Raw genomic sequence first — 21,615 nt, 5'->3', positions numbered from 1 at the left:
GAAGGGCAGTCATGGAGCACCACATCGTCGTCGGCGTCGACGGGTCGCCGTCGTCCGTTCTCGCGCTGCAATGGGCGGCCCGGCTGGTTCCCACCGTCGCCGGCTCCATCACTGCAGTGGCCGCCTGGCAGGTACCATTCACCTATTACGAGTTCCCCATCACGGGGTGGGACCCACAAAGCGTCGCCCGGACCATCCTGTCCACCGCGTTGGACAAGGCGTTCGACGGCGAACCGCCACCGTTTATCGCCTCCGAAACCCGCCAGGGACCGGCGGCCGGTGTCCTTCTTGACGAAAGCCGGAACGCCGAGATGCTCATCGTGGGCAGCAGGGGGCACGGCGGGTTCGTCGGACTTTTACTGGGGTCGGTGAGCTCGGCGGTCGCCGAGCACGCCACCTGCCCCGTATTGATCGCCCATGGACCAGAAAAGCACTCTCCCCCTAGCGGAAGCAGCACCGAATGAAGCACAGCATCGTCGTTGGCTACGACGGTTCAGATCAGGCACGCCTGGCACTCGAGTGGGCCGTCCGGCAGGCGGTGCTGGAGGAGCGGAGCCTGCATCTGGTGCACTGCTGGATCTGGCCGCTGTTCACCGATGACCTGGGGCCGGTGGAAGGCGTGGCTGACAGCGGGTTGAGGCACGCGGCCGAGGCGATTGTGGCCGAAGCCCTCGCGGAGGCGAAAAAGCTCGCCCCCGACCTTGAGGTGAAAACGAGCCTTGTCTCAGGGGTCTCCTCGGCGATCCTGGACCGGATGTCGCGCACCGCCCACCTGGTGGTGGTGGGCAGCCGCGGGCTGGGCGGATTCATGGGTCTGCTGGTCGGATCGGTCAGTCTCAAGCTGGCAGGAACCGCTCATTGTCCCGTTGTGGTGGTGCGCTCACAGGCGAACCCCGCCGGACCTGTGCTGATCGGCCTCGACGGTTCGCCGAAGAGTGACACCGCGCTGGACGACGCCATCGCGCTGGCCACCGTATGGAAGGCGCCCCTGAAGCTCCTGCACGTTCGCGACGACGTCCGCCTTTTTGGGCGTAACAACTCCTACCCGGGGTCTGACGTGCAGGCCATGCAGATCCTCGCGAACGCGGCGATCCGCGCCCGGGCGACCGCGCCCGGCATCGAGCTCGAGTCGGTGCTGGTCACCGGGCATTCAGTCTCCGGCACCCTCCTTGAGGCTGCAACAACCGCCAGGATAATGGTGGTGGGCGAGACGGGTCAGGGGAACTTCCTGGGCGCGGTTGGCTCGACCGCGCAAACCATCCTGCACCACGCACCCGGAAATATCATGATCTCCCGGAGACCCCGGGGCTAAGGATCTGCTTTCGCCACCATCCCGGCGGCCGCTGACCACATCTGGGTGAAAGCGGCCGGGGTCAGGGTGAACTCCGCAGGCTTAGGTCCTAGCGGACCACTGCCAGTTCCTTACCTCGGGGAGGTCCTCGCCGGCGGTGCGGATGTAGTGGTGATGGCTGATCAGCTTGTCCTTCAGTTCCTCGCGCGCATGGGAAGAGACGTCCCGGAGGCGGGGCACCCGGTCGATGACGTCAATGGCCAGGTTGAACCGGTCGATCTGGTTCATCACGCACATGTCGAACGGTGTGGTGGTGGTGCCCTCCTCCTTGTACCCGCGCACATGGAAGTTGTCATGGTTGGTGTGGCGGTAGGTCAGGCGGTGGATCAGCCACGGGTAGCCGTGATACGCGAAGATCACCGGTTTGTCCTGGGTGAACACCGCATCGAATTCAGGTCCGGACAGGCCGTGCGGATGGCTGCTTTGGTCCTGCAGCCTCATCAGATCCACCACGTTGACCACCCGGATCCGGAGGTCCGGGAAATAGTTCTGGAGCATCTCGACGGCGGCGATGGTTTCCATTGTTGGGACATCACCGGCACAGCCCATGACGACGTCGGGTTCCAGTCCAGCGTCGGAGCTTGCCCACTCCCAGATACCGACGCCCTTGATGCAGTGCTGGATTGCTGCCTCCATGTCCAGGTACTGCAACTGGGGCTGCTTGCCGGCAACGATGATGTTCACGTACTGACGGCTGCGCAGGCAGTGGTCGGCCACCGACAGCAGGGTGTTTGCATCCGGCGGCAGGTACACCCGGATCACGTCCGCCTTCTTGTTGACCGCATGGTCAATGAAGCCCGGATCCTGGTGGGAGAACCCGTTGTGGTCCTGCCGCCAGACATGCGAGGTCAGCAGGTAGTTCAGCGAGGCGACCGGGCGCCGCCACGGGATGCTGTTGGTGGTGCTCAGCCACTTGGCGTGCTGATTGAACATCGAATCGATCACGTGGATGAACGCCTCGTAACAGGAGAAAAACCCGTGGCGGCCGGAGAGGAGATAGCCTTCCAGCCACCCCTGGCACGTGTGCTCGGACAGGATTTCCATGACTCTGCCGTCACGCGCCAGATGATCGTCGCCGGGAACCACCTCGGCATTCCACGTCCGGTCTGTGGTCTCCAGCACTGCATCCAAGCGGTTGGAGTTGTTCTCATCGGGGGCGAACACCCGGAAGGAGTCCATGTTCGACGACATGATGTCCCGGAGAAATGTGCCCAGCACCCGGGTGGACTCCACAGCGCCGGTTCCGGGAGCACTAAGAGGCACGGCGTAGTCCCGGAAGTTGGGCATCGTGAGGTCCCGGAGCAGCATCCCGCCGTTGGCATGGGGGTTGGCGCTCATCCGGCGTGGGCCAACCGGGTGAAGCTGGCGAATGGCGGGGACGGGGGCGCCGGCGTCGTCGAACAGCTCCTCCGGACGGTAGCTCCGCAACCACTCTTCAAGAATCTTCCGGTGCCCCGGGTTCTCGCGCGCCTTACTGAAGGGCACCTGGTGCGCGCGCCACGTGCCTTCCACCTTCACGCCGTCGACCTCGGCGGGCCCGGTCCAGCCCTTCGGCGAGCGCAGCACAATCATGGGCCAGAGCGGGCGATGACCGTCACCCTCGATCCGGGCGCGGTGCTGGATTTCCTGGATTTCGTTCAGGCAGACATCCAGGACCCGGGCGAAGTCCTGATGCATCTGCTCCGGGTCGGAGCCCTCCACATAGTGGGGGGTATGGCCGTAGCCGCGCAGCAGCGCGTCGAGTTCCTCATGGCTGATCCGGGCGAGGACTGTGGGGTTGGCAATCTTGTAGCCGTTGAGGTGCAGGATCGGCAGGACAGCCCCGTCCCGCGTCGGGTCAACGAACTTGTTGGAGTGCCAGCTTGCGGCGAGCGGGCCGGTCTCGGCTTCGCCGTCGCCAATAATCGCCGCGACGGTGAGATCCGGATTGTCGAACGCCGCACCGTAGGCGTGGGACAGTGCATACCCCAGCTCGCCGCCCTCGTGAATGGAGCCGGGGGTCTCCGGTGCCACATGGCTGGGAACACCGCCCGGGAACGAGAACTGGTGGAACAGGCGCCGCATCCCGTCGCCGTCGAAGGAAATATCCGGGTAGGTTTCGCTGTAGGTCCCTTCGAGCCAGGCTGCGGCGACGGCCGCCGGCCCGCCATGGCCGGGTCCCATGATGTAGATCATGTCGAGGTCGCGGGCCATGATCACCCGGTTCAGGTGGGCGTAAATGAAGTTCAGCCCGGGGGTCGTCCCCCAGTGTCCCAGTAGCCGGGGTTTGATGTGTTCCGGTTCAAGCGGTTCCTTCAGGAGCGGATTGTCCATGAGGTAGATCTGTCCCACTGACAGGTAATTGGCCGCCCGCCACCACGCATTGATGGTCGACAGTTGGGCAGGGTTAAGGACGGATGTCTCACTCATGGGCTTCAGCTTGATGGCAATTCGGTTGCCGTTCCAGTGCCGAAAGACCCTTATCCTGGGTGACTTGTTGCAGCTACGGTGGGGAAATGGATATCACATTCAGGGGGAAGAAGCCCCGTAAATGGAGCGATCTGACCGCGAGGCAACAGTCTGCGATCCTCGCCCTGGCGGCTGTGCAGCTGTCGCTTGCTGCCACTGCCTGGACCGACCTGACGAATCGACCGGAGGCTCAGATCAATGGGCGTAAGAGTCTGTGGGCGATAGCGATAGCCTTCAATTTCGTTGGCCCGGTGCTGTACTTCCTCAAGGGAATCCGTCGCTAACTGCCCGCCACACCACCATTGAGCGCCGGAAAGGTACATTAATGAGCTCCTCCACCGTGAACGACGAATTCTGGGACGCCCCCGGGCTGCTCCGCGCCTCCGAGTCGCTCAGCACCGACGAATGCTGGGCCCTGTTGGCCGGGCAGACCACCGGGCGGATCGGGTTCCTGAACGAGGGGCTGGTGACAATATTTCCCCTGAACTGCATCGTCTACGACCGGGGCGTGTACTTTCGCACCGCCGAAGACGGTGTAATCGCCCGCAGCGGTTTGGAACGGGGAGCATTCCAGCTCGACCACATCGACACGGTTGCCCGGAGCGGTTGGACCATCCTGGTCAACGGCAGGGTGGAGCGGGTCACCGACCCTGAGCTGCTGAAGACGCTGTGGGGTCGGCCCACTGACGAGCCGTGGGCCCCCGGCCAACGCAACCTCTTCTTCGGCATCACCGCTGACAGGATCAGCGGACGGCGGGTCCGCCCCACCCACTAGTTACCCCTCGGGTCGGGCCGGGTCCAGGAGTTGCGCCAGGTGGATGCCGCGGCGCTCACTGAGATCCTCAAGTTGGGTCCGGCAGGAGTACCCGTCGGCCAGCACGACGGCGTCGTCCGCAGCACCCCGGACTGCCGGGAGGAGCTGCTGCTCGGCGACCGCCACCGAAATGTCGTAGTGTCCACGCTCCACGCCGAAGTTGCCGGCAAGGCCGCAGCACCCGCCGAGCTTTTGCAGGGTGGCTCCGGCCCCTTCGAGGAGAGCGGCGTCGGGGCTCCAACCCATCACTGCGTGGTGGTGGCAATGCGGCTGCGCAACAACCGTGGTTCCGTCAAGCGATGGTGGGGTGTAGCCGGGGGCCTTCGCGAGGAACTCGGCGAGGGTGTGGGTGGCCGCTGCCACCCGACCGGCCGTCGCCTGCCCAAGCAGCTCGACGGCGTCGGACCTCAACACCCCCGTGCAGGACGGTTCCAGGCCAACAATCGGGATGCCCTGGTCCACCGACTCCCCCAGCACCGTGACGCTGGAGCGCAGGATCCTCCGGGCGGCATCGAGCTGACCGGTGGAAATCCAGGTGAGACCGCAACAGACCGGCGCGTCGGGGATCATCACCTCATAGCCGGCGGCTTCCAGCACCCGCACCGCCGCCTGGCCTACTTCAGGCGAGAAATTGTTGGTGAACGAATCCGCCCAGAGCAGCACCTGCGGCCGGTTCTCGCCGCCATTGCCACCTGCACCGGTGCTGGCCTGGGCGCTGGACCGTGCGGTGAACCAGGAGTGGAAGGTCTGCGGGGCGAACGCGGGGATGGAGCGCCGCTGGTCGACGCCAGCCAACCGGAGCCCCAGCTGACGGACGCCCGGTAACCGGACCACTGCGTTCACGAGTTTGGGGGCGAAGGACGCCAGTTTCGCCCAGCGCGGTAACCAGCCCAGGGAATAGTGCGACGCCGGCCGGATCCTTCCCTTGTGGCTCTGGTGCAGCACCTCGGCCTTGTAGGCAGCCATATCGATGCCGGTGGGGCAATCCGAGGCGCAGCCCTTGCAGGACAGGCAGAGGTCGAGGGCTTCGTGCACTTCGGGTGCCCGCCAGTTCGGTGCCCCGCCCGTCGTGCCGCCGGTGACCGATCCGTTGATCATTTCCTGCAGCACCCGTGCCCGGCCGCGGGTGGAGTCCTTTTCCTCGCGGGTGGCCAGGTAGGACGGGCACATCACCGAGCTGTTGTCCGCGTGCGACGCCCGGCACAACCCCACGCCGGTGCAGCGGTGGACCGCCTGGCTGAAGTCGCCGTCGTCGTGCAGGTACCCGAAGCCCAGCCTGGATCGGAGCGGACCTGCCTCGGCCACCCGGACGTTCGCGTCCAGCGGCTCCGGGTTCACGAGGATACCGGGGTTGAGGATGTTATCCGGGTCGAGGATGCCCTTGACCTTCCCGAACAGGGAGATGGCTGCCGGCGAGTACATGTAGGGCAGGAGCTCGCTGCGGGCGCGGCCGTCGCCGTGTTCACCGGAGAGGGAGCCGCCGTAGCGGGCCACCAGTTTCGCAGCGTCGGTGAGGAAGGCGCGGAAGACGGTGGTGCCGTCGTGGGCCAGGGGAAAGTCGAGACGGATGTGGACGCACCCGTCGCCGAAGTGGCCGAACGGGAAGCCGGTCAGGTGGTGGGTGAGCAGCAGGTCGTCGAATTCGCGGAGGTAGTCGCCCAGCCGTTCCGGCGGCACGGCGGCGTCCTCCCACCCGGCGTGGGCGGGTGCGCCGGCTGGTGACCGGCCAGCAAGCCCGCCGCCGTCCTCGCGGATCCGCCAGAGCGCTAGGGCTTCCCGCGGGTCGGTGATGATCCGGGCATGCCTCGCCTGCTCGATGGCACTGAGCCGTCCCGCGCGATCAGCGACGTCGACGGCGTCGTCCCCGGAGATTTCGACGAACAGCCAGGCCGCCCCGCCCGGCAGTTCCGGCACCGCCTGCGGTCCCTTCCGGGTCCGCACCACTTCGACGATGCGCGAGTCCAGGCCCTCGCAGGCGGTGGGACTAAACGGCAGGACGCTGGTGACGGCGTCGCCGGCGTCGCCAATGGTTTCGAACCCGAGCACCACCATGGTCTTGTGCGGTGCGTCGGCGACGAGCCGCACCCCGGCTTCGAGCACGACGGCGAGGGTGCCTTCACTGCCGACCAGCGCCCGACGCAGGTCGAAGCCGCGTTCCGGAAGCAGGTGTTCGAGGGAGTAGCCGGAGACCTGCCGGCCGAAGCGGCCGAGTTCGGTCCGGATGGTGCCGAGTTCAGCGCCCACCAGCGACCGGAGTGCGTCGGTTTCCGGCGACGACGGCGTGCCGTCAGCGCCGAGGTAGAGCCGGGAGCCAGAACCGGTGACGACGTCGAGGTGCGTCACGTTGTCGGCGGTGCGCCCGTAGGCGAGCGCCCGCGACCCGCAGGCGTTGTTGCCGATCATCCCGCCGACGGTGCAGCGGGTGTGGGTGGACGGGTCGGGTCCGAAACGCAGGCCATGCGTCAGGGCAACCTTCTGCAGGGTGGCGTGCACGGCACCCGGTTCGACGACGGCCGTGCGGGCTTCGGCGTCGAAGCCCAGCACGCGGTTCAGGTGGCGGCTGAAGTCGATCACCACGCCGGCGCCGATGGAGTTCCCAGCGAGTGAGGTGCCGGCGCCGCGGGAGGTGAAGGGGATACCGCGTTCCCGGCAGACCTCCAGGGTGGCCAGCACCTCATCAAGGTGGCGGGGGAAGACGACGGCGGTGGGCTGCACCCGGTAGAGGGACGCATCGGAGGAGTAGGTGGCCCGTGACGTCGGATCCACCCGTACGTCGGGGACGCCCCGGGACTGGAGTTCGGAAACCAGGGAGGTGGGTGCTGTGAGCGTCGTCGCCATGAGTAACATGTTACTCACCGTGTCCAGGATGCCCACGTTTTCGGCGGAGAAGTTCTCACAATGCCCTTCGAGTGCGGATAGGTGAACGTCACGGGGCGTTTACGTTGCACGCCATGGGTGGAAACGAAGGCTCCGTACCGTCAGGGAAATAGAAACACCAACCCTGGAGGTCTCCGTGAGCATTGACGAAGCAGCACCGGCGGCCCTGAGCGCTCCAGCCGCCACGACCGCACCGCCCTTGATCCATCGGCCCGGCCGGTGGATCGACAACTGGGACGCCGAGGACACCACCCAGTGGAATGGCGTGGGCAAGTCCATCGCCAAGCGCAACCTGCAGTGGTCCATCCTGTGCGAATTCCTTGGGTTCGTGGTGTGGCAACTGTGGTCGATCGTTGTCGTATACCTGCCAGCGGCCGGCTTCACCCTCTCAACGTCGCAGATCTTCTGGCTAATCTCGATGCCGTCCCTCGTCGGGGCGACGCTCCGGATCCCCTATACCTTTATGGTTCCGCGGTTTGGTGGCAGGAACTGGACGGTCATCTCCGCACTGCTTCTCCTGATTCCCACCATCGGGCTGGCTGTCTGCGTTTCGAACCCGGACACGCCCTTCGGTGTCCTGCTCGCTGTCGCAGCACTGGCAGGTTTTGGTGGCGGTAACTTCGCCAGCTCGATGGCGAACATCACCTACTTCTACCCGGCCCGTGAAAAAGGCTGGGCGCTCGGCCTGAACGCCGCCGGAGGCAACCTGGGCGCCGCCGTCGCACAACTCGTCGTGCCAATCGCCGTCGCACTTGGCGCTGCCGCTACCCTGAATCTGCCGCTGGCCGGCTGGCTCTGGGTACCTCTGATTCTCGTCGCCGCCTTCTGCGCGTGGAAGTACATGGACAACCTGTCCAACGCGAGGAGCGACGTTGCGGGGTCCCTCGCGGCCCTTCGCGAACCGCACTTCTGGATCATGTCCCTGCTCTACATCGGCACCTTCGGCTCCTTCATCGGGTTCGCTGGGGTGTTCCCGAAACTGATCGTCGACTCGTTCCCCGCCTTCTCCACCCTCGCGATGGGACCGGTCACCCTGTCGCTGGCTTTCCTCGGACCGTTGGTCGGCTCCCTAGCCCGGCCCTTCGGTGGCCGCCTCGCTGACCGTTTCGGCGGAGCATTAATCACGGTCGCGGCCTTCGCCGTCATGGCCGCGGTCGCCCTCACGGTTGTCTGGACTCTTCCGCTGGCCAACTTCTGGCTCTTCCTCGGTCTCTTCCTCGTCCTCTTTGCCGCCGCTGGAACCGGCAACGGCGCCACCTATCGGATGATTCCCATAATTTTCGCGGTGAGAGGAGCCGCAGCAGGACAGACTGATCTGCGGGAATCGGTCAGCACAGCCCGTAAATCCGCTGCTGCGCTCGGCCTCATCTCGGCGATCGGCGCCTATGGAGGCTTCCTCATCCCACAGGTCCTCAACGCCTCAAAGAGTGCCTCCGGCAGTTACGACTTCGCCTTTTACGGCTTCGTCGGTGGGTATGTGTTGATGCTCGTCGTCACCTGGTTCTGCTACCTACGCCGCTCCTCGACGCTCGGCAAGGTCTGATCACCATGGAACAAACCGACCCCGGACAGCACACACACTGCCCCTACTGCGCGCTGCAGTGCGCGATGACTGTCAGCGCCCCCACCGCCGACAGCGGGGTGAGGGTCGGTGGCCGGGATTTCCCCACCAACAGGGGCGGCCTGTGCCGGAAGGGCTGGTCTGCAGCCGATCTGCTCCGCCACCCGGACCGCCTGACCGCGCCGCTGCTCCGTGGTACCGACGGCGTGCTCCGGGAGGCCCCCTGGGATGACGTCCTGCAGCTCATCAACGACCGCGTCCGCGCCATCCAGGCCGATCATGGACGGGACGCCGTGGCGGTGTTCGGCGGCGGAGGCCTCACCAACGAGAAGGCCTACACACTTGGCAAGTTCGCCCGTCTCGCCCTGCGCACCTCCCGCATCGACTACAACGGCCGGTTCTGCATGTCGTCTGCGGCGGCGGCCGGGAACCGGGCGTTCGGCGTCGACCGCGGCCTCCCCTTCCCCGTCGAGGACCTCGACGCAGCCTCGGTAGTGCTCCTCCTCGGGTCGAACGCCGCTGACACGATGCCGCCTTTTGTGCAGCATCTTCGCGGCGCCCAAGGCGCGGGCGGGCTCATCGTTGTCGACCCCCGACGGTCCGCGACGGCCCGCCTCACCGATCAGGGTAAGGGCATCCACTTGCAGCCCACCCCCGGCACTGACCTCGCGCTCCTCCTCGGGCTCGCCCACGTGGTGGTCGCCGAGGGCCTGGAGGATCGCGCGTTCCTTGAAGAGCGGACCATTGGGCACGACGACGTCGCTCGGGGCCTCGCGCGCTGGTGGCCCGAGCGCGTCCAGAGCCTTACGGGCGTTCCTGCTGCGTCCATTCGGGCGACTGCACGGCTGCTCGCGCGAGGCGCACGTAGCGGAGCCAGCGGTGGTTCAGGTGCCTACATCCTCACCGGCAGGGGCATTGAGCAGCACGCTGATGGCACGGACACCACGACTGCGGCCATCAACCTCGCCCTCCTCCTCGGGCTACCCGGCACCTCCCACAGCGGCTACGGGACACTGACCGGGCAGGGGAACGGCCAGGGCGGTCGCGAGCACGGCCAGAAGGCCGACCAGCTGCCGGGCTACCGGAAGATTACCGAACCAGCCGGCCGGGCTCACGTGGCCAGCGTGTGGGGAGTGCCCGAGGACGCGATCCCCGGCCCGGGGCTTCCCGCCGTCGAACTCCTCGCGGCGCTGGGCCGTCCAGACGGCGTCAGGTGCCTCTTCGTGCACGGGGCCAACATCGCCGTCTCAGCGCCGAACGCGGCGACGGTCATCGCCGGACTGCGCTCACTGGACCTGCTCGTCGTTTCCGACTTCTTCCTGTCCGAGACCGCTGCGCTGGCAGACGTCGTTCTCCCGGTCCTGCAGTGGGCCGAGGAGGAGGGCACCATCACCAACCTTGAGGGCCGCGCCCTCCGCCGCCGGGCCGCCGTGGCACCTCCTGAAGGCGCCCGCAGCGAGCTCTGGATCATGCAGGAACTCGCCCGGCTCCTGGAAGCTCCATCGCTGTTCAGCGAGGACCCCGAGACGATGTTCAACGAGCTCGCCCGGGCCAGCGCCGGCGGCCTCGCCGACTACTCAGGGCTTGACTACGATCTGCTTGACGGCGGAACAGCCGCTTACTGGCCCTACCCATCGGGCGGCACCGGCACGCCCCGGCTCTTCCTCAACGCATTCGCACATCCGGGCGGGCGAGCCGCTCTGATACGGGTTGCCCCGCTGGCCGCGACAACCGGCTCCCGTGTTCCCGCCCCGCTGCTCCTCGCGACCGGCCGCCTCCTCGAGCACTACCAGTCCGGCACCCAGACGCGGCGAGTACTCGAATTGCTGTCGGCTCAACCCGAGCCGCGGCTGCAACTTCATCCCGCCACGGCTGATGACCTCGGCATTGCCCAGGATGATCGTGTGGTCATCACGAGTGAGAACGGCGAAGCCCACGCCCTGGCGGATCTCACGGCCGACATCCGGCAGGACACGGTCTTCCTGGCATTCCACTACGCGGAGGCAGGCAGCGCGAACCGGCTCACGGGCAGCGCGACCGACCCCATCTCCGGAATGCCTGAATTCAAGACAACCCCGGTACGGGTGGCGGCTCTGGCTACCCACCCGTCCCAGTCATTGGCAGACAAGCTGGAGGTCAACGCATGAGTAACCCTAATACTGGTGCCCCGGAGCGGATCGTCATCGTGGGTTTCGGCCCGGTCGCGGCCCGGCTCGTTGAACATCTTGAGCCACTCGTCGCCGCCGGAAAGGTCGCCGTAACGGTCATCGGTCAGGAGAAGGAGGCCGCCTACAACCGGGTGCTCGTCGCCGACGTGGCCGTCCGCCGTAGCCGTGAGGCCGCCATCGGGTTGGCCGACCCGGCTGCGTTGATGGCCCTGGGCATCGATGTTCGTCTCGGCGCCCGGGTAGCCCGGGTGGACCGCCCCTCCCGGCGGGTGTTGCTCGAGGACGGAGAGGCGATCGACTATCACCGGCTGGTTTTCGCGACCGGCTCACGCCCCATCCTGCCGTGCCTCGAGGGCATGGACGAACGCGACAACGGATCGCAGACCTTACCCGCGGGAGTCAGTTTCCTACGCGACCTCGATGATGCCCGCGCCGTGGCCACCGCCCTCGCCTCGCGGGAACGCATCGTGGTGCTGGGCGGCGGCATTCTCGGCATCGAGGCGGCCCTCGCCGCAGCCGAGGAGGGCGACCGGGTCACCCTCGTGCACCATGGCCGCTCACCGATGGAACGGCTTCTGGGTGAAGGGGCCCTGGTTCTTGCGGCAGCGCTACGAAACGCAGGCATCGCCGTCGTCGCCGGCACCTCGACCGGGGTGCACCTGGCGGACGGCCGGTTCGCGGGATTGGACCTCGAGGACGGGACGAGGGTCGACGGCGGGAGGCTTGTCCTCGCGTGTGGTGTGCGGCCGCGGACGGAACTCGCCGAGGGATGCGGCCTCGACGTCGCCGACGGTGTGCTGGTGGATCACACGCTGCGCGCGGTCGATGCGGGGGGCATCTGGGCGATCGGGGACTGCGCCGAGGTGCGTTGCCGGGACAGTTCCTGCCAGGCCTGCATGAATGACACCGCCCCCCAGGGACTGATCGGTCCAGGCTGGCAACAGGCGGACTACCTCGGCCTGGCATGGGCGGCCGAATTCGCCGGTGTGCCAGCCCCAGCCGTTAGGCTTCCGGAGCGACGCGACGCCGTCCTGGTGCTGAAAGCCCGCGGCGTGGACGCCGTGACGGCCGGCGAAACGGACGCGGATCCCTGGACGGTTCAGGCGGGGCTGGCCGTGGCGGTCTGGGCGGACCCGGGGCACGGACGCTACGTGAAGATGGTTACCCGCGATGGTGTCCTGACAGGCTTGGTCTGCGTGGGGATGCCACGGACCGGCGCCGAACTGGTGCTGCTTTTTGAACGCGGCAGTGAGCTCCCAGCTGACCGCTCCAGTCTGCTGCGGCTCGACAGCGCCGAGGGAGTCGTGGCGGCGATACCTCCCGGACCGGACGCGACACTCTGCCGTTGCGCGGGGGTCACCCGGGGATCGGTGGCAGATTCAGTGGTGAACGGCTGTGCATCTGTCTCCGATGTCTCGGCCAGCACCAGGGCGGGAACGGGATGCGGGGGATGCCACGAGGACATCAGGACCGTAATCGAGCAACACTTCGCGGTGGCGGTGTAGAGCAGCGGCGGTCTAGATGTGTAGCCGGTACCCGCGTTTGACCACTGTTTCGATCAGGGCAGGATCAGGCAGGGATTTCCGCAACCGGTTCACGTTCATGTCCAGTGCGTGGCTGGCACCGGTGCGGGCGAGGAGTTCAATCAGGGCGTCGCGGCCAAGGACGGCGCCCCGCGCGGTCACGAGGGCTTTGAAGAGGACGAGCTGCGCCGGGGCGAGGTCCACCTCTACCTCATCCACCCGGACGGCCCGGCCCCGTACCTCGACGCAGCCGGACGAGGTGGTCAGCTGTTCGACATGGTTTTCCGAAAGGTGGTCGCAGACCAGGCGGATCAGTGCGCCCATCCGGAAGCGTTCCGGCACGAGCGGCTCGATTCCCGCCTCGATCAGTGGTTGAGCGGTGACCGGCCCGACGGCGGCGGTCAGGACAGTGGTGCGAAACCGCTGCACCAGTTCCGTCTGGAGACCCTGCTCCGCCGCAGTGCTGAACAACGCGTCAACGGCCGGCGCGCTGGTGAAGGTCACGCAGTCCAGCTGGCCGGCGCAGATGGCCTCGATCAGGCGGGGCAATCGTTCAGAGCCCTCGGGTTTGACCCAGCGATAGGGGGTGACCGTCAGCAGGGTAGCGCCTGCGGCCTGCAGCCGATCCAGTTGATGAGCGTCGGCATAGGCGTGCAGTTGAACGCCTATGGTCAGCCCCGACAGGTCCTGCTCCAGCAACTGGTCGACGAGGGTCGCCGTCGTCTCGTCGGAGCTGATGCCTTCGTCGTCCAGTCCAGCCGCCCGCACCGCTCCCCTGGCTTTGGGCCCGCGAACATAAATACGGCCTTCCCCCAGCACCTCAAGAAGATCGTCGCCCAGCCCGGCGGCGTCCGCGGCCTCGAACCAGCGGCGCATCCCGTAGGCGGTGGTGATGATGAACAGATCGGGGCGCGCGGCAACCATGGCGGCGGTGTCCGTCAGCAACGCCACATCCTCAGCGATCGGGGCGATCTTCAACGCCGGCGCATGGAACACCGCAGCGCCGCGCCGTTCGAGGGCATCGATAAGGTCGCCTGAGCGGCGGTCGGAGGTCACACCGATACGGAAACCCGCCAACTGTTTGCCAGCTCCGTCCCTGCGGATCGCCCCGGTCACGATGCCAGGGATTCGGTCAGGTGCGCAAGGTGCGCGGCGCCGCCCTGCAGCTCGAGTCCGACACGCACCACCTCACCGATCACGAGGACGGCTGGGGACTGGCATCGGCTGACGCCAGCGGCCGTGACGATTGTCGACAGGGTACCCGCCGTCGTCCGCTGGGATGGGCTATAACCGCGCTCGACGACGGCGACCGGCATGTCATGCCGCATCCCGGCCCGGCCGAGTCCGGCCACCAGTTGCGGAAGCGTCGAGACCCCCATGAGGACCACAATGGTGCCGCCCAACCCCGCGAGATGCTCATGTTCCTCGTCAGTCAAGGGGGCGTGTCCGGACACCACCGTGAACAGGTGGCTGACCCCGCGATGCGTGACCGGGATGCCTGCTGCGGCGGGCACCGAAATCGCCGAGCTGACGCCGGGGATAACCCGGCAGGGGACCTGCGCCTGGAGGCATGCCGCCAACTCTTCGCTGCCGCGCCCAAACACGAAAGGGTCGCCACCCTTGAGCCGGACCACGTGCCGTCCCGCTCGTGCGTGGCTGACCAGGAGGTCATTGATCCCGGTCTGCGGCACCCGGTGATGACCTGGCAACTTCCCGACGTCAAGCAGCTCCGCGGCTGGAGCGAATTCGGCGAGGGCCTCGGCGGGAGCCAGCCGGTCGTACAGCACCACGTCGGCCTCCCTGAGGGCTGCCGCGGCGTCGAGAGTCAAGAGCCCTAGTGCGCCGGGGCCACCACCAATCAGGGTCACATGACCCCTGTCCAACGGCGCTGCTTCCCGGGTGAGGAGGGCGCCAGCGCTGCGGCACCGTCCCCGGAGTGCATCACCGGGGGCGTTCGCCCCGGCGGTGGGCACCGCCGCTATGGGTGCCCCTTCCACGACGACGACGAGGGCAGCACCCTCGAGCACAGGTGACGTGCAGTCCTCAGGATGGGGATATCGCTCGACGACGGCGCCCGCGGAACGGTACCGCGCGAGGGCCCGGCGGGTGGTCCACTCATTTCCGATGACCACTACGCGGCGCCCAGACAGATCGATCTCGAGATGCACGGCTCAGCCCTCCATGGTTTCCGCTGCGGCGCGGACGGGGATCGCCGCACCGAGGTTGACGCGTCCTGCGCCGGCCTCAATCTCTGCCGGGGTGGCCGGGCGGCGCTGGCCGCGCTCCTCGACAAGGACGATCGACTGGTCTGCTGCGTCTGGCGCGTTGACGAAGGACCTGAATCGCCGGAGCCGGTCGGGATTGTTGAGGGTCGCCGCCCACTCATCTTCGTAATGCTCCACATGACGGGCCATCGCGGCTTCGAGGTCGGCTGCGATACCGAGGGAGTCGTTGATGACGACGTCACGGACGTGCTCCAGGCCACCGTCGAGGTCGTCCATCCAGCGGGCCGTCCGCTGCATGCGGTCGGCGGTGCGGATGTAGTACATGAGGTAGCGGTCGATGTACTGGATCAACGTCGCGTCGTTAAGGTCCTGGGCGAGGAGTTGGGCGTGGGCCGGTTGGAAGCCGCCGTTGCCGCCGACGTAAAGGTTCCACCCCTGGTCGGTCGCGATGATGCCCACGTCCTTGCCGCGCGCTTCGGCGCACTCACGGGCGCACCCGGAGACCCCCATCTTGAACTTGTGCGGCGCGCGCAGCCCGCGGTACCGGAGCTCCAGGTTGATCGCCATGGCCACCGAGTCCTGCACCCCGAACCTGCACCAGGTGGACCCGACGCAGGATTTCACGTTCCGCAGGCCCTTGCCGTACGCCTGCCCGGACTCGAACCCCGCCTCTACGAGAATCTTCCAGATCTCCGGCAGCTGCTCCAGCCGGGCCCCGAACAGGTCGATCCGCAGGGCGCCGGTGAGCTTGACGTACAGGCCGAACTGCTCGGCCACCTGTGCGATGACGGCGAGCTTCTGCGGCGTGATTTCTCCGCCGGGGATCCGCGGCACCACCGAGTAGGTGCCGTTGCGCTGCATGTTGGCGAGCGCACGGTCGTTGGTGTCCTGCAGGGTGCCGCGGCCGCCGTCGAGCACGTACTCCCCACGTTGGGTGGCGAGGATGGAACCGATGGCCGGTTTGCAGATGTCGCAACCGTGCCCGGTTTTCGCCTCGTCAGTCGCCCCGAAGCGCAGAATGATGTCCTGGAAGGACGCCAGGTCGAGAGCCTGGATGGCTTCGAACAGGTCCGGCCGCGACATCGCGAAGTGTTCGCAGATGCCCTTCGAAACGGTGCGGCCGGCCTTGGTGAGCTCGGCGTCGAGCAGCTTTTTGAGCATTGGCACGCAGGAGCCGCACTGGGTTCCTGCGCGGGAACACGCTTTGAGTGAGGGCATGTCCAACGCCGGGTCAGTCGCCTCTCCGTTGGCGTCCAGACCGTGCACCGCTGAGCGGCAGGCCCCGGCGGTGACGTTGTTGCAGGAGCAGAGGACGACGTCGTCGGGCAGTTCCGACGGTGGGGCGTCGCCGTTGCCCGCCGACGAAAGATAAGCGCCCGGCTCGGTCGGGAGTTCACGGCCGAGCAGCGGCCGAAGCGCCGAATAGGGCGCTGCGTCCCCGACGAAGATGCCGCCGAGCAGGATCCGCGCATCGTCTGTGACCACGAGCTTCTGGTAGAGCCCACGGGCGGGGTCGGCGTATACAATTTCGAGGCTTCCCTCCGTCTCCGCGAGCGCGTCCCCGAAGCTCGCGACCTCAACGCCGGAGAGTTTCAGCTTGGTGGCGGTGTCGAACCCGGGGAAGGTGGACAGCCCACCCAGGATGCCGTCGGCGCAGACCTCGGCCATCGCGTTCGCCGGAGCGACCAGCCCCATGCTGACCCCCTCGTAGCTCGCCACCTCGCCGATCGCCCAGACTCCCGGCCGAGCCGTTTTGCAGGCATCGCTGATGACGATTCCGCCGCGGGGTGCCAGGTCGAGGCCGGCCTCCCGAGCGAGTTCATCACGGGGCCGGATGCCGACCGAGAAGACCACGAGATCGGCGGGGAGGACGATGCCGTCGCTCAGGGTCACACCGGTGACACGGCCGTCGTCGTCGGCGGTGATGCCGGTTGGCGCGCCACCACAGTTGATCCCCAGCCCCTTTTCGGCGATGAGGCGCCCCAACGCCTGCCCACCACCCTGGTCAAGCTGCGCGTTCATCAACCACCCCGCCCTGTTGACGACGGTCGACTCAGCGCCGAGTTGCTGGAGGCCTCCCGCCGCTTCAAGGCCAAGGAGCCCACCGCCGATGACGACAGCGCGCGGCGCCCTTCCGAGATCGATGGCGAGCCGGGCTGTCTCCGAGCGGAGCCAGTGCATGTCGTCGACCGTGCGGTACACCACCGCATGCTCCCCGCCCGGCAGGGGCAGCCGGACTGCTTCCGATCCGGTGGCGAAGACGACGTCGTCGTAGGGGTACCGCGTGCCGGAGGCACCGGTGACGCACTGGGCGTCCAGATCCAGCTGAACGGCGCGCTCGCCGGTGACGAGGGCGATGGCGGGCTCGCGCCACATGATGGACTCGCCGAGGCTCAGGTCGACGTCGTCGATCAGTCGCCGGCTTAGCGCCACCCGGTCATACGGAGCATGAGCCTCCTCCGTGAGGACGGTGATAAGTAGCCCGTCCGTGCCTCGCCGCCAGAGCGCCTCAACGAAGCGGTGCGCCGCTGGTCCACCGCCGATGACGACGATGCGCCGCTCCTGCGGTGGGGTGGCATCCTCAGCGGGCCGGGATGATCGGGTCTCGCTCATGTGGTGCCTTCCGTCAGGACCGGGCGGTCCCGTCTTTCGCTCCACATTATGAGGGGGGAGTGTCGCTTATGTGTCGTGAATGTATCGCAACGTTAACAATCGACTCACGGTGCGGCGGATGCCCTGTGAGGTGGTTGTTACGCGGGCGCAACGCCCCCGGGACTCGGGCGACATGTCCGCGGCCTAGCGTTGTCCCCAGTGCAATATCCGTTATCGAGGAGAACACCATGACAGAGCTCATCCTGCAGCGTCCCGGCATCCCGGAGACAACCGCCGAGCTTGCCTGGGAACAGATCTGCCGGCTCGACGACCTCGAGGAATGCTGGGGGGAGGCTGCCCTGGTGGGGACGGTTCAGGTTGCCCTGTTCCGGTTGCCCGGTGACCGGCTCCACGCCGTCGGGAATATCGACCCAAGAACGGGTGCAGCCGTGATGGCCCGCGGTATCGTCGGGTCGCGTGGTGCCTCACCGACGGTCGCCTCGCCCCTTCATAAAGAGGTGTACGACCTTGCCACTGGAGCTTCGGTGTCTGGAGGCCAAGGTCTCAGCGCGTATCCGGTGCGGTGCGTCAACGGAGTTGTGGAACTCCTCATCGAGGTCGGGTTCCCTGCCTGAGTGGGCAGCGATGCTCCGATCAATGCTTCAATGGCTGACATGACCTCGCATCTGAAGGACGACGGCGTACCGGTCCTGATCGCCTGCGCGCACGGCACGGACAACGCCCAGGGGCGCCGGGAGATCAACGCGGTCCGCGCCGGTATTGCTGCGCTGCGTCCGGAGCTTGACGTGCTTGAGGCCTACGTCGACGTGCAGAATCCCGACCTGGTGGACGTGGTCGCCACGCTTCCGCCGAACCGTCCCGCAGTGATTGTGCCGTTGCTGTTGTCGGTCGGCTACCACGTCAAAGTAGACATTGCACGGGCGGCGGCGAGCCGGCCAGTGACGGTGTCAGCGCTTCCCCTTGGACCGGATCCGCGCCTGGCGCAGGTCCTGCAGCAGCGACTGATCGAGGCAGGGGTGACCGACGGTGACGCCGTCGTCCTATCGGCTGCAGGCTCCTCCGACGCCTGTGCTGCCGAGGACGTCGCCGAGGTTCGATCAAGTCTGGCAACGCTCAGAACCGGCCCGGTACGCCCGGGGTTTGGTTCGAAGGCCTCTCCGTCCGTCCCGGACGCCGTCGCAGCCTTTCGGGACGGCGACCCGTCTTCGCCGGTTGCGCTGGCGTCCTACCTCCTCGCGCCCGGGTATTTCCATGACCAGCTGGCGAAGGCCGGGGCCGACGTCGTCAGCGCTCCCTTGCTCCCGAGCCCCGTGATTGCTGGGATCGCTCTATCCCGGTACGACGACGCCGTCGTTCGTCTGCTCAGCGGGTCACGACCGGACACGGGCCCGTGCCTCCGACCGTGTCGGGCGCGCGTGGCAACGTGTGTCCGAAGCGGTCTGGTGCCGGCGGCCTGAGGCATTCCACCCATTGTGGAACCCCCTGGTGCCCCGTTTTGGCGATCCTGCTTGCGCTGACCAACGAACTCATCATTGGGCGACGGTGGATTGCGCACAGGGCGTTCATCGGCCAGTTCAGCCCTAATCCCACCCTGGCTCACGCCTACCGCGAGGGTTTCTAGCCGCCTCTTCGCCCCGGCACGCTCTTTCTTTCGGCGTGCACTAATGCCGTCGAGCATTACCCTTGGAGTCATGTCACCCGCCGCCGACGACGCCCCCGCCCCCGCTGCGCGGCCGCCGTCCCTCACCGACCGGACCATCGAGGCCGTGCGTGAGGGGATCCGGAACGGCACCCTGGTCCCTGGCGAGCTGTATTCGGTCTACCGGCTGGCGGATGAACTCGGCGTCTCCCGCAGCCCGGTCCGCGACGCACTGCTGCGGTTGGCGGAAACCGGGATGGTGGCGTTCGAACGCAACCGTGGTTTCCGGGTGGTGGTCCCGGGGGCGAGGGAACTGACCGAGATCATCGCCGTCCGGCTGGCCCTTGAGGTGCCCGCAGCTGAGCGGGCGGCGGTCCGGGCCACCGACGTCGACCGGTCAGCCCTGCACGCCGAGCATCTGGCGATGCAGGAGGCGGTGCTCGCGGGCGACGAGACCGCCTTCATGCTGCACGACCAGCGGCTACACGGACTGCTGCTCGATCTCGCCGGCAATGCGCATGCTGCCCGGATCATCGAAAATCTCCGCGATGCCACCCGGCTGGTCGGTGCGTCGACGATCAGGCAATCGCGGTCCCTGGACGATGTTTACCGGGAGCACCGGCCCATCCTGGACGCGATTGACGACGCCGACCCGGGTGCCGCAGGGGCTGCCATGCGTCGGCACCTGGAGTCCACCGGGAAGCTTCTCCTGCGGGGGGCCGTGGGAGGTCAGGATACGTCGCTGTGGGAAGACCTGGTTGATCCAGTGTCCAACGCAGGCGACAGGTAGCCGGATGACCGACGAGGTGGAGCGTCACCCTCGGGGTGGGCTTGCCGCCCTGTGTATCACCCAGACCACCAGCTGGGGGCTGCTGTATTACTCGTTGCCCGTGGCCGTGGTGCCCATCGAACTGGACACCGGGTGGAGCGCAGCAGCGATCACCGCCGCGTTCTCTGCAGGGTTAATTGTCTCGGCGGTCGTGGGGATCTGGGTGGGTCGGTTGCTGGACCAGCGCGGACCGCGACGCCTGATGGTGACCGGCAGCCTGGTCGGTGTGGCTGCACTGTTGCTTGTCGCCACGGCTCCGAACCTGCCCGTCTTTGTAGCCGCCTGGCTGGTGGCAGGGCTGGCGCAGGCGGCCGTGTTCTATCAACCCGCTTTTGTGGTGCTGACCCGCTGGTATGGGCCGGCCCGGGTGCGCGCGCTGACCATCCTGACCCTGGTCGCCGGGTTCGCGTCACCGATCTATGCGCCGTTGACGGCGCTGCTGATCGAGAGTGTCGGCTGGCGCTCCGCCTACGTGGTGCTTGCCGTCGCGTTGGCGGTGGTCACCATCCCCTTGCACTGGTTCTTCCTGAATGCCCACTGGTCGGTACCGGTACCTGTTCAACCACGGCAGGCAGTAACCCGTGACGTCCGGATGACGACGCGCAGCCGCCGGTTCATCATGCTGCAGGTGGCGGTCGCAGCGGCCACCCTTGCCCTCTTCGCAGTAACGTTCAACCTGATTCCCCTCCTGCTGGAGCGCGGTCTTGACTACCGGACCGCGGTGCTCGCGTTCAGCCTGATCGGGGTGGGCCAGGTCATCGGCCGGCTGTTCTTCGCCGTCCTCCCCGGCAAGGCGAACCCGGTGCGCCGTGCGGTGCTGTTGCTGAGCGCAGGCGCGACCAGCCTGTGGTTGCTGGGCCTGCTGCCCGGACCGGCGTTTGCGCTTATCGCTGTGACGGTGCTGGCGGGCGCGGTCCGCGGCTGCGTCACCCTGCTCCAGGCGACAGCAGTTGCCGACCGGTGGGGCACCGCGAACTTCGGTGCCGTGCAGGGCGTGTTCGTGGCGCCGGTGACTGCAGTCGGCGCACTGGCTCCTGCGGCTGGGCCGCTCCTTGCGGCGCTCCTCGGAGGGTATCCGGCGATGGCGCTGGCCATGGCAGGGGTGGCAACCCTCGGCGTGCTGGCTGCGGCACGCTCATGATTGTCACCCGTTCAGATTTCCAGGACGCCCGCACTGTTCTAGTCTGGTCGGCCCGCTCTAGTAGGCCCACTCTGGTCGGCCTGCCGCGACTTCTGGCACGATGGGGTGGTGGAATCCCAACCTGTTGCCCCCGTCAACCAGCACGCCGGTATTCGGATGTGGCAGGACTATTGCGCCGCCCATCCCGAGGCGGTGGCAGCATCGCCCGAGTACACGATCGAACATTTTGGTGACACCCGGCGGCTAGCGGATGAACTGCTTGGTCTTGTCCTCAGCGGACGGAAGCGGGCCACGGCTGAGCTCGTGCGCGATTTCATCGCTCGAGGTAACCAGGCTCTTCATAATTGAGGGTGTAGTCGGGGTCTGAAGCCGCCGGTTTCCAGGAGTGAGCGGGCGATGTAGTTGGCGATATTGCGGAAGCCCAGG

18 protein-coding genes are annotated in these 21,615 nt (G+C 67.0%); 13 read left to right on the top strand and 5 right to left on the bottom strand.

Annotation, left to right across the window (positions count from 1 at the left end):
* Nucleotides 1-11 precede the first annotated feature (11 nt).
* Nucleotides 12-464, top strand: a complete 453-nt coding sequence (locus tag IWX64_RS13410) for a universal stress protein (protein WP_196867631.1) — start codon at nt 12-14, stop codon at nt 462-464.
* Nucleotides 461-1,312, top strand: coding sequence for a universal stress protein (locus IWX64_RS13405; protein WP_196867630.1), 852 nt, complete (start codon nt 461-463; stop codon nt 1,310-1,312). The genes IWX64_RS13410 and IWX64_RS13405 overlap by 4 nt, the downstream gene beginning before the upstream one ends.
* Nucleotides 1,313-1,393: 81 nt before the next feature.
* Here the strand turns inward: IWX64_RS13405 and IWX64_RS13400 are convergent, their stop codons facing one another.
* Complete coding sequence (locus IWX64_RS13400) at nt 1,394-3,760, bottom strand: phosphoketolase family protein (protein ID WP_196867629.1); 2,367 nt, start codon at nt 3,758-3,760, stop codon at nt 1,394-1,396.
* Nucleotides 3,761-3,846: 86 nt separating this feature from the next.
* On the opposite strand from IWX64_RS13400, the gene IWX64_RS13395 reads away from it, so the two are divergent.
* Nucleotides 3,847-4,083, top strand: a complete 237-nt coding sequence (locus tag IWX64_RS13395; RefSeq protein WP_196867628.1) for a PLDc N-terminal domain-containing protein — start codon at nt 3,847-3,849, stop codon at nt 4,081-4,083.
* A gap of 41 nt (nt 4,084-4,124) precedes the next feature.
* Nucleotides 4,125-4,574: a pyridoxamine 5'-phosphate oxidase family protein gene (locus tag IWX64_RS13390; protein ID WP_196867627.1), complete on the top strand. Its 450-nt coding sequence runs from the start codon at nt 4,125-4,127 to the stop codon at nt 4,572-4,574.
* Here IWX64_RS13390 and IWX64_RS13385 read toward each other — a convergent pair whose 3' ends face one another.
* Nucleotides 4,575-7,460: an FAD-binding and (Fe-S)-binding domain-containing protein gene (locus IWX64_RS13385; RefSeq protein WP_245345826.1), complete on the bottom strand. Its 2,886-nt coding sequence runs from the start codon at nt 7,458-7,460 to the stop codon at nt 4,575-4,577.
* A gap of 166 nt (nt 7,461-7,626) precedes the next feature.
* On the opposite strand from IWX64_RS13385, the gene IWX64_RS13380 reads away from it, so the two are divergent.
* Genes IWX64_RS13380 through IWX64_RS13370 form a run of 3 tightly spaced genes read left to right on the top strand, consistent with a single transcriptional unit; the run spans nt 7,627 to nt 12,724 of the window.
* On the top strand, nt 7,627-9,033 hold the full coding sequence (locus IWX64_RS13380) for an MFS transporter (RefSeq protein ID WP_196867626.1): 1,407 nt from the start codon (nt 7,627-7,629) through the stop codon (nt 9,031-9,033).
* Between the two features lie 5 nt (nt 9,034-9,038).
* Nucleotides 9,039-11,198: a molybdopterin oxidoreductase family protein gene (locus tag IWX64_RS13375; protein WP_196867625.1), complete on the top strand. Its 2,160-nt coding sequence runs from the start codon at nt 9,039-9,041 to the stop codon at nt 11,196-11,198.
* The gene (locus IWX64_RS13370) at nt 11,195-12,724 is read left to right on the top strand and encodes an FAD-dependent oxidoreductase (RefSeq protein ID WP_196867624.1); all 1,530 of its coding nucleotides are present in this window, start codon (nt 11,195-11,197) and stop codon (nt 12,722-12,724) included. Before IWX64_RS13375 ends, IWX64_RS13370 begins: the two co-directional genes overlap by 4 nt.
* A gap of 12 nt (nt 12,725-12,736) precedes the next feature.
* Here IWX64_RS13370 and IWX64_RS13365 read toward each other — a convergent pair whose 3' ends face one another.
* Genes IWX64_RS13365 through nirB form a run of 3 tightly spaced genes read right to left on the bottom strand, consistent with a single transcriptional unit; the run spans nt 12,737 to nt 17,580 of the window.
* Nucleotides 12,737-13,858, bottom strand: coding sequence for a uroporphyrinogen-III synthase (locus tag IWX64_RS13365; RefSeq protein WP_196867623.1), 1,122 nt, complete (start codon nt 13,856-13,858; stop codon nt 12,737-12,739).
* Nucleotides 13,855-14,910: a uroporphyrinogen-III C-methyltransferase gene (gene cobA, locus IWX64_RS13360; RefSeq protein ID WP_196867622.1), complete on the bottom strand. Its 1,056-nt coding sequence runs from the start codon at nt 14,908-14,910 to the stop codon at nt 13,855-13,857. The genes IWX64_RS13365 and cobA overlap by 4 nt, the downstream gene beginning before the upstream one ends.
* A gap of 3 nt (nt 14,911-14,913) precedes the next feature.
* The gene (gene nirB, locus IWX64_RS13355) at nt 14,914-17,580 is read right to left on the bottom strand and encodes a nitrite reductase large subunit NirB (protein ID WP_196867621.1); all 2,667 of its coding nucleotides are present in this window, start codon (nt 17,578-17,580) and stop codon (nt 14,914-14,916) included.
* Nucleotides 17,581-17,807: 227 nt separating this feature from the next.
* Here nirB and nirD point away from each other — a divergent pair, with 227 nt between their 5' ends.
* The 6 genes from nirD (at nt 17,808) to IWX64_RS13330 (ending at nt 21,537) form a co-directional block, all read left to right on the top strand.
* A complete protein-coding gene (gene nirD / locus IWX64_RS13350) occupies nt 17,808-18,194 on the top strand; it encodes a nitrite reductase small subunit NirD (RefSeq protein ID WP_196867620.1) in 387 nt (128 codons plus the stop codon).
* Nucleotides 18,195-18,224: 30 nt separating this feature from the next.
* Nucleotides 18,225-19,037 carry a sirohydrochlorin chelatase gene (locus IWX64_RS13345; protein WP_196867619.1) on the top strand — a complete coding sequence of 271 codons (813 nt, stop codon included), beginning with the start codon at nt 18,225-18,227 and terminating at the stop codon, nt 19,035-19,037.
* 38 nt (nt 19,038-19,075) lie between these two features.
* Nucleotides 19,076-19,201, top strand: coding sequence for a hypothetical protein (locus IWX64_RS17095; RefSeq protein ID WP_334683304.1), 126 nt, complete (start codon nt 19,076-19,078; stop codon nt 19,199-19,201).
* A gap of 70 nt (nt 19,202-19,271) precedes the next feature.
* The gene (locus IWX64_RS13340) at nt 19,272-20,009 is read left to right on the top strand and encodes a GntR family transcriptional regulator (protein WP_196867618.1); all 738 of its coding nucleotides are present in this window, start codon (nt 19,272-19,274) and stop codon (nt 20,007-20,009) included.
* A gap of 4 nt (nt 20,010-20,013) precedes the next feature.
* Nucleotides 20,014-21,189, top strand: a complete 1,176-nt coding sequence (locus IWX64_RS13335) for an MFS transporter (protein ID WP_196867617.1) — start codon at nt 20,014-20,016, stop codon at nt 21,187-21,189.
* 108 nt (nt 21,190-21,297) lie between these two features.
* Entirely contained in the window at nt 21,298-21,537 is a 240-nt protein-coding gene (locus tag IWX64_RS13330) for a hypothetical protein (protein WP_196867616.1), read from the top strand.
* The last annotated feature ends 78 nt before the right edge of the window (nt 21,538-21,615 follow it).

It is taken from the genome of Arthrobacter sp. CAN_A212, from assembly GCF_015752345.1.
Lineage (GTDB): Bacteria > Actinomycetota > Actinomycetes > Actinomycetales > Micrococcaceae > Arthrobacter_D.
This window is presented reverse-complemented; position numbering and strand designations above follow the sequence as displayed.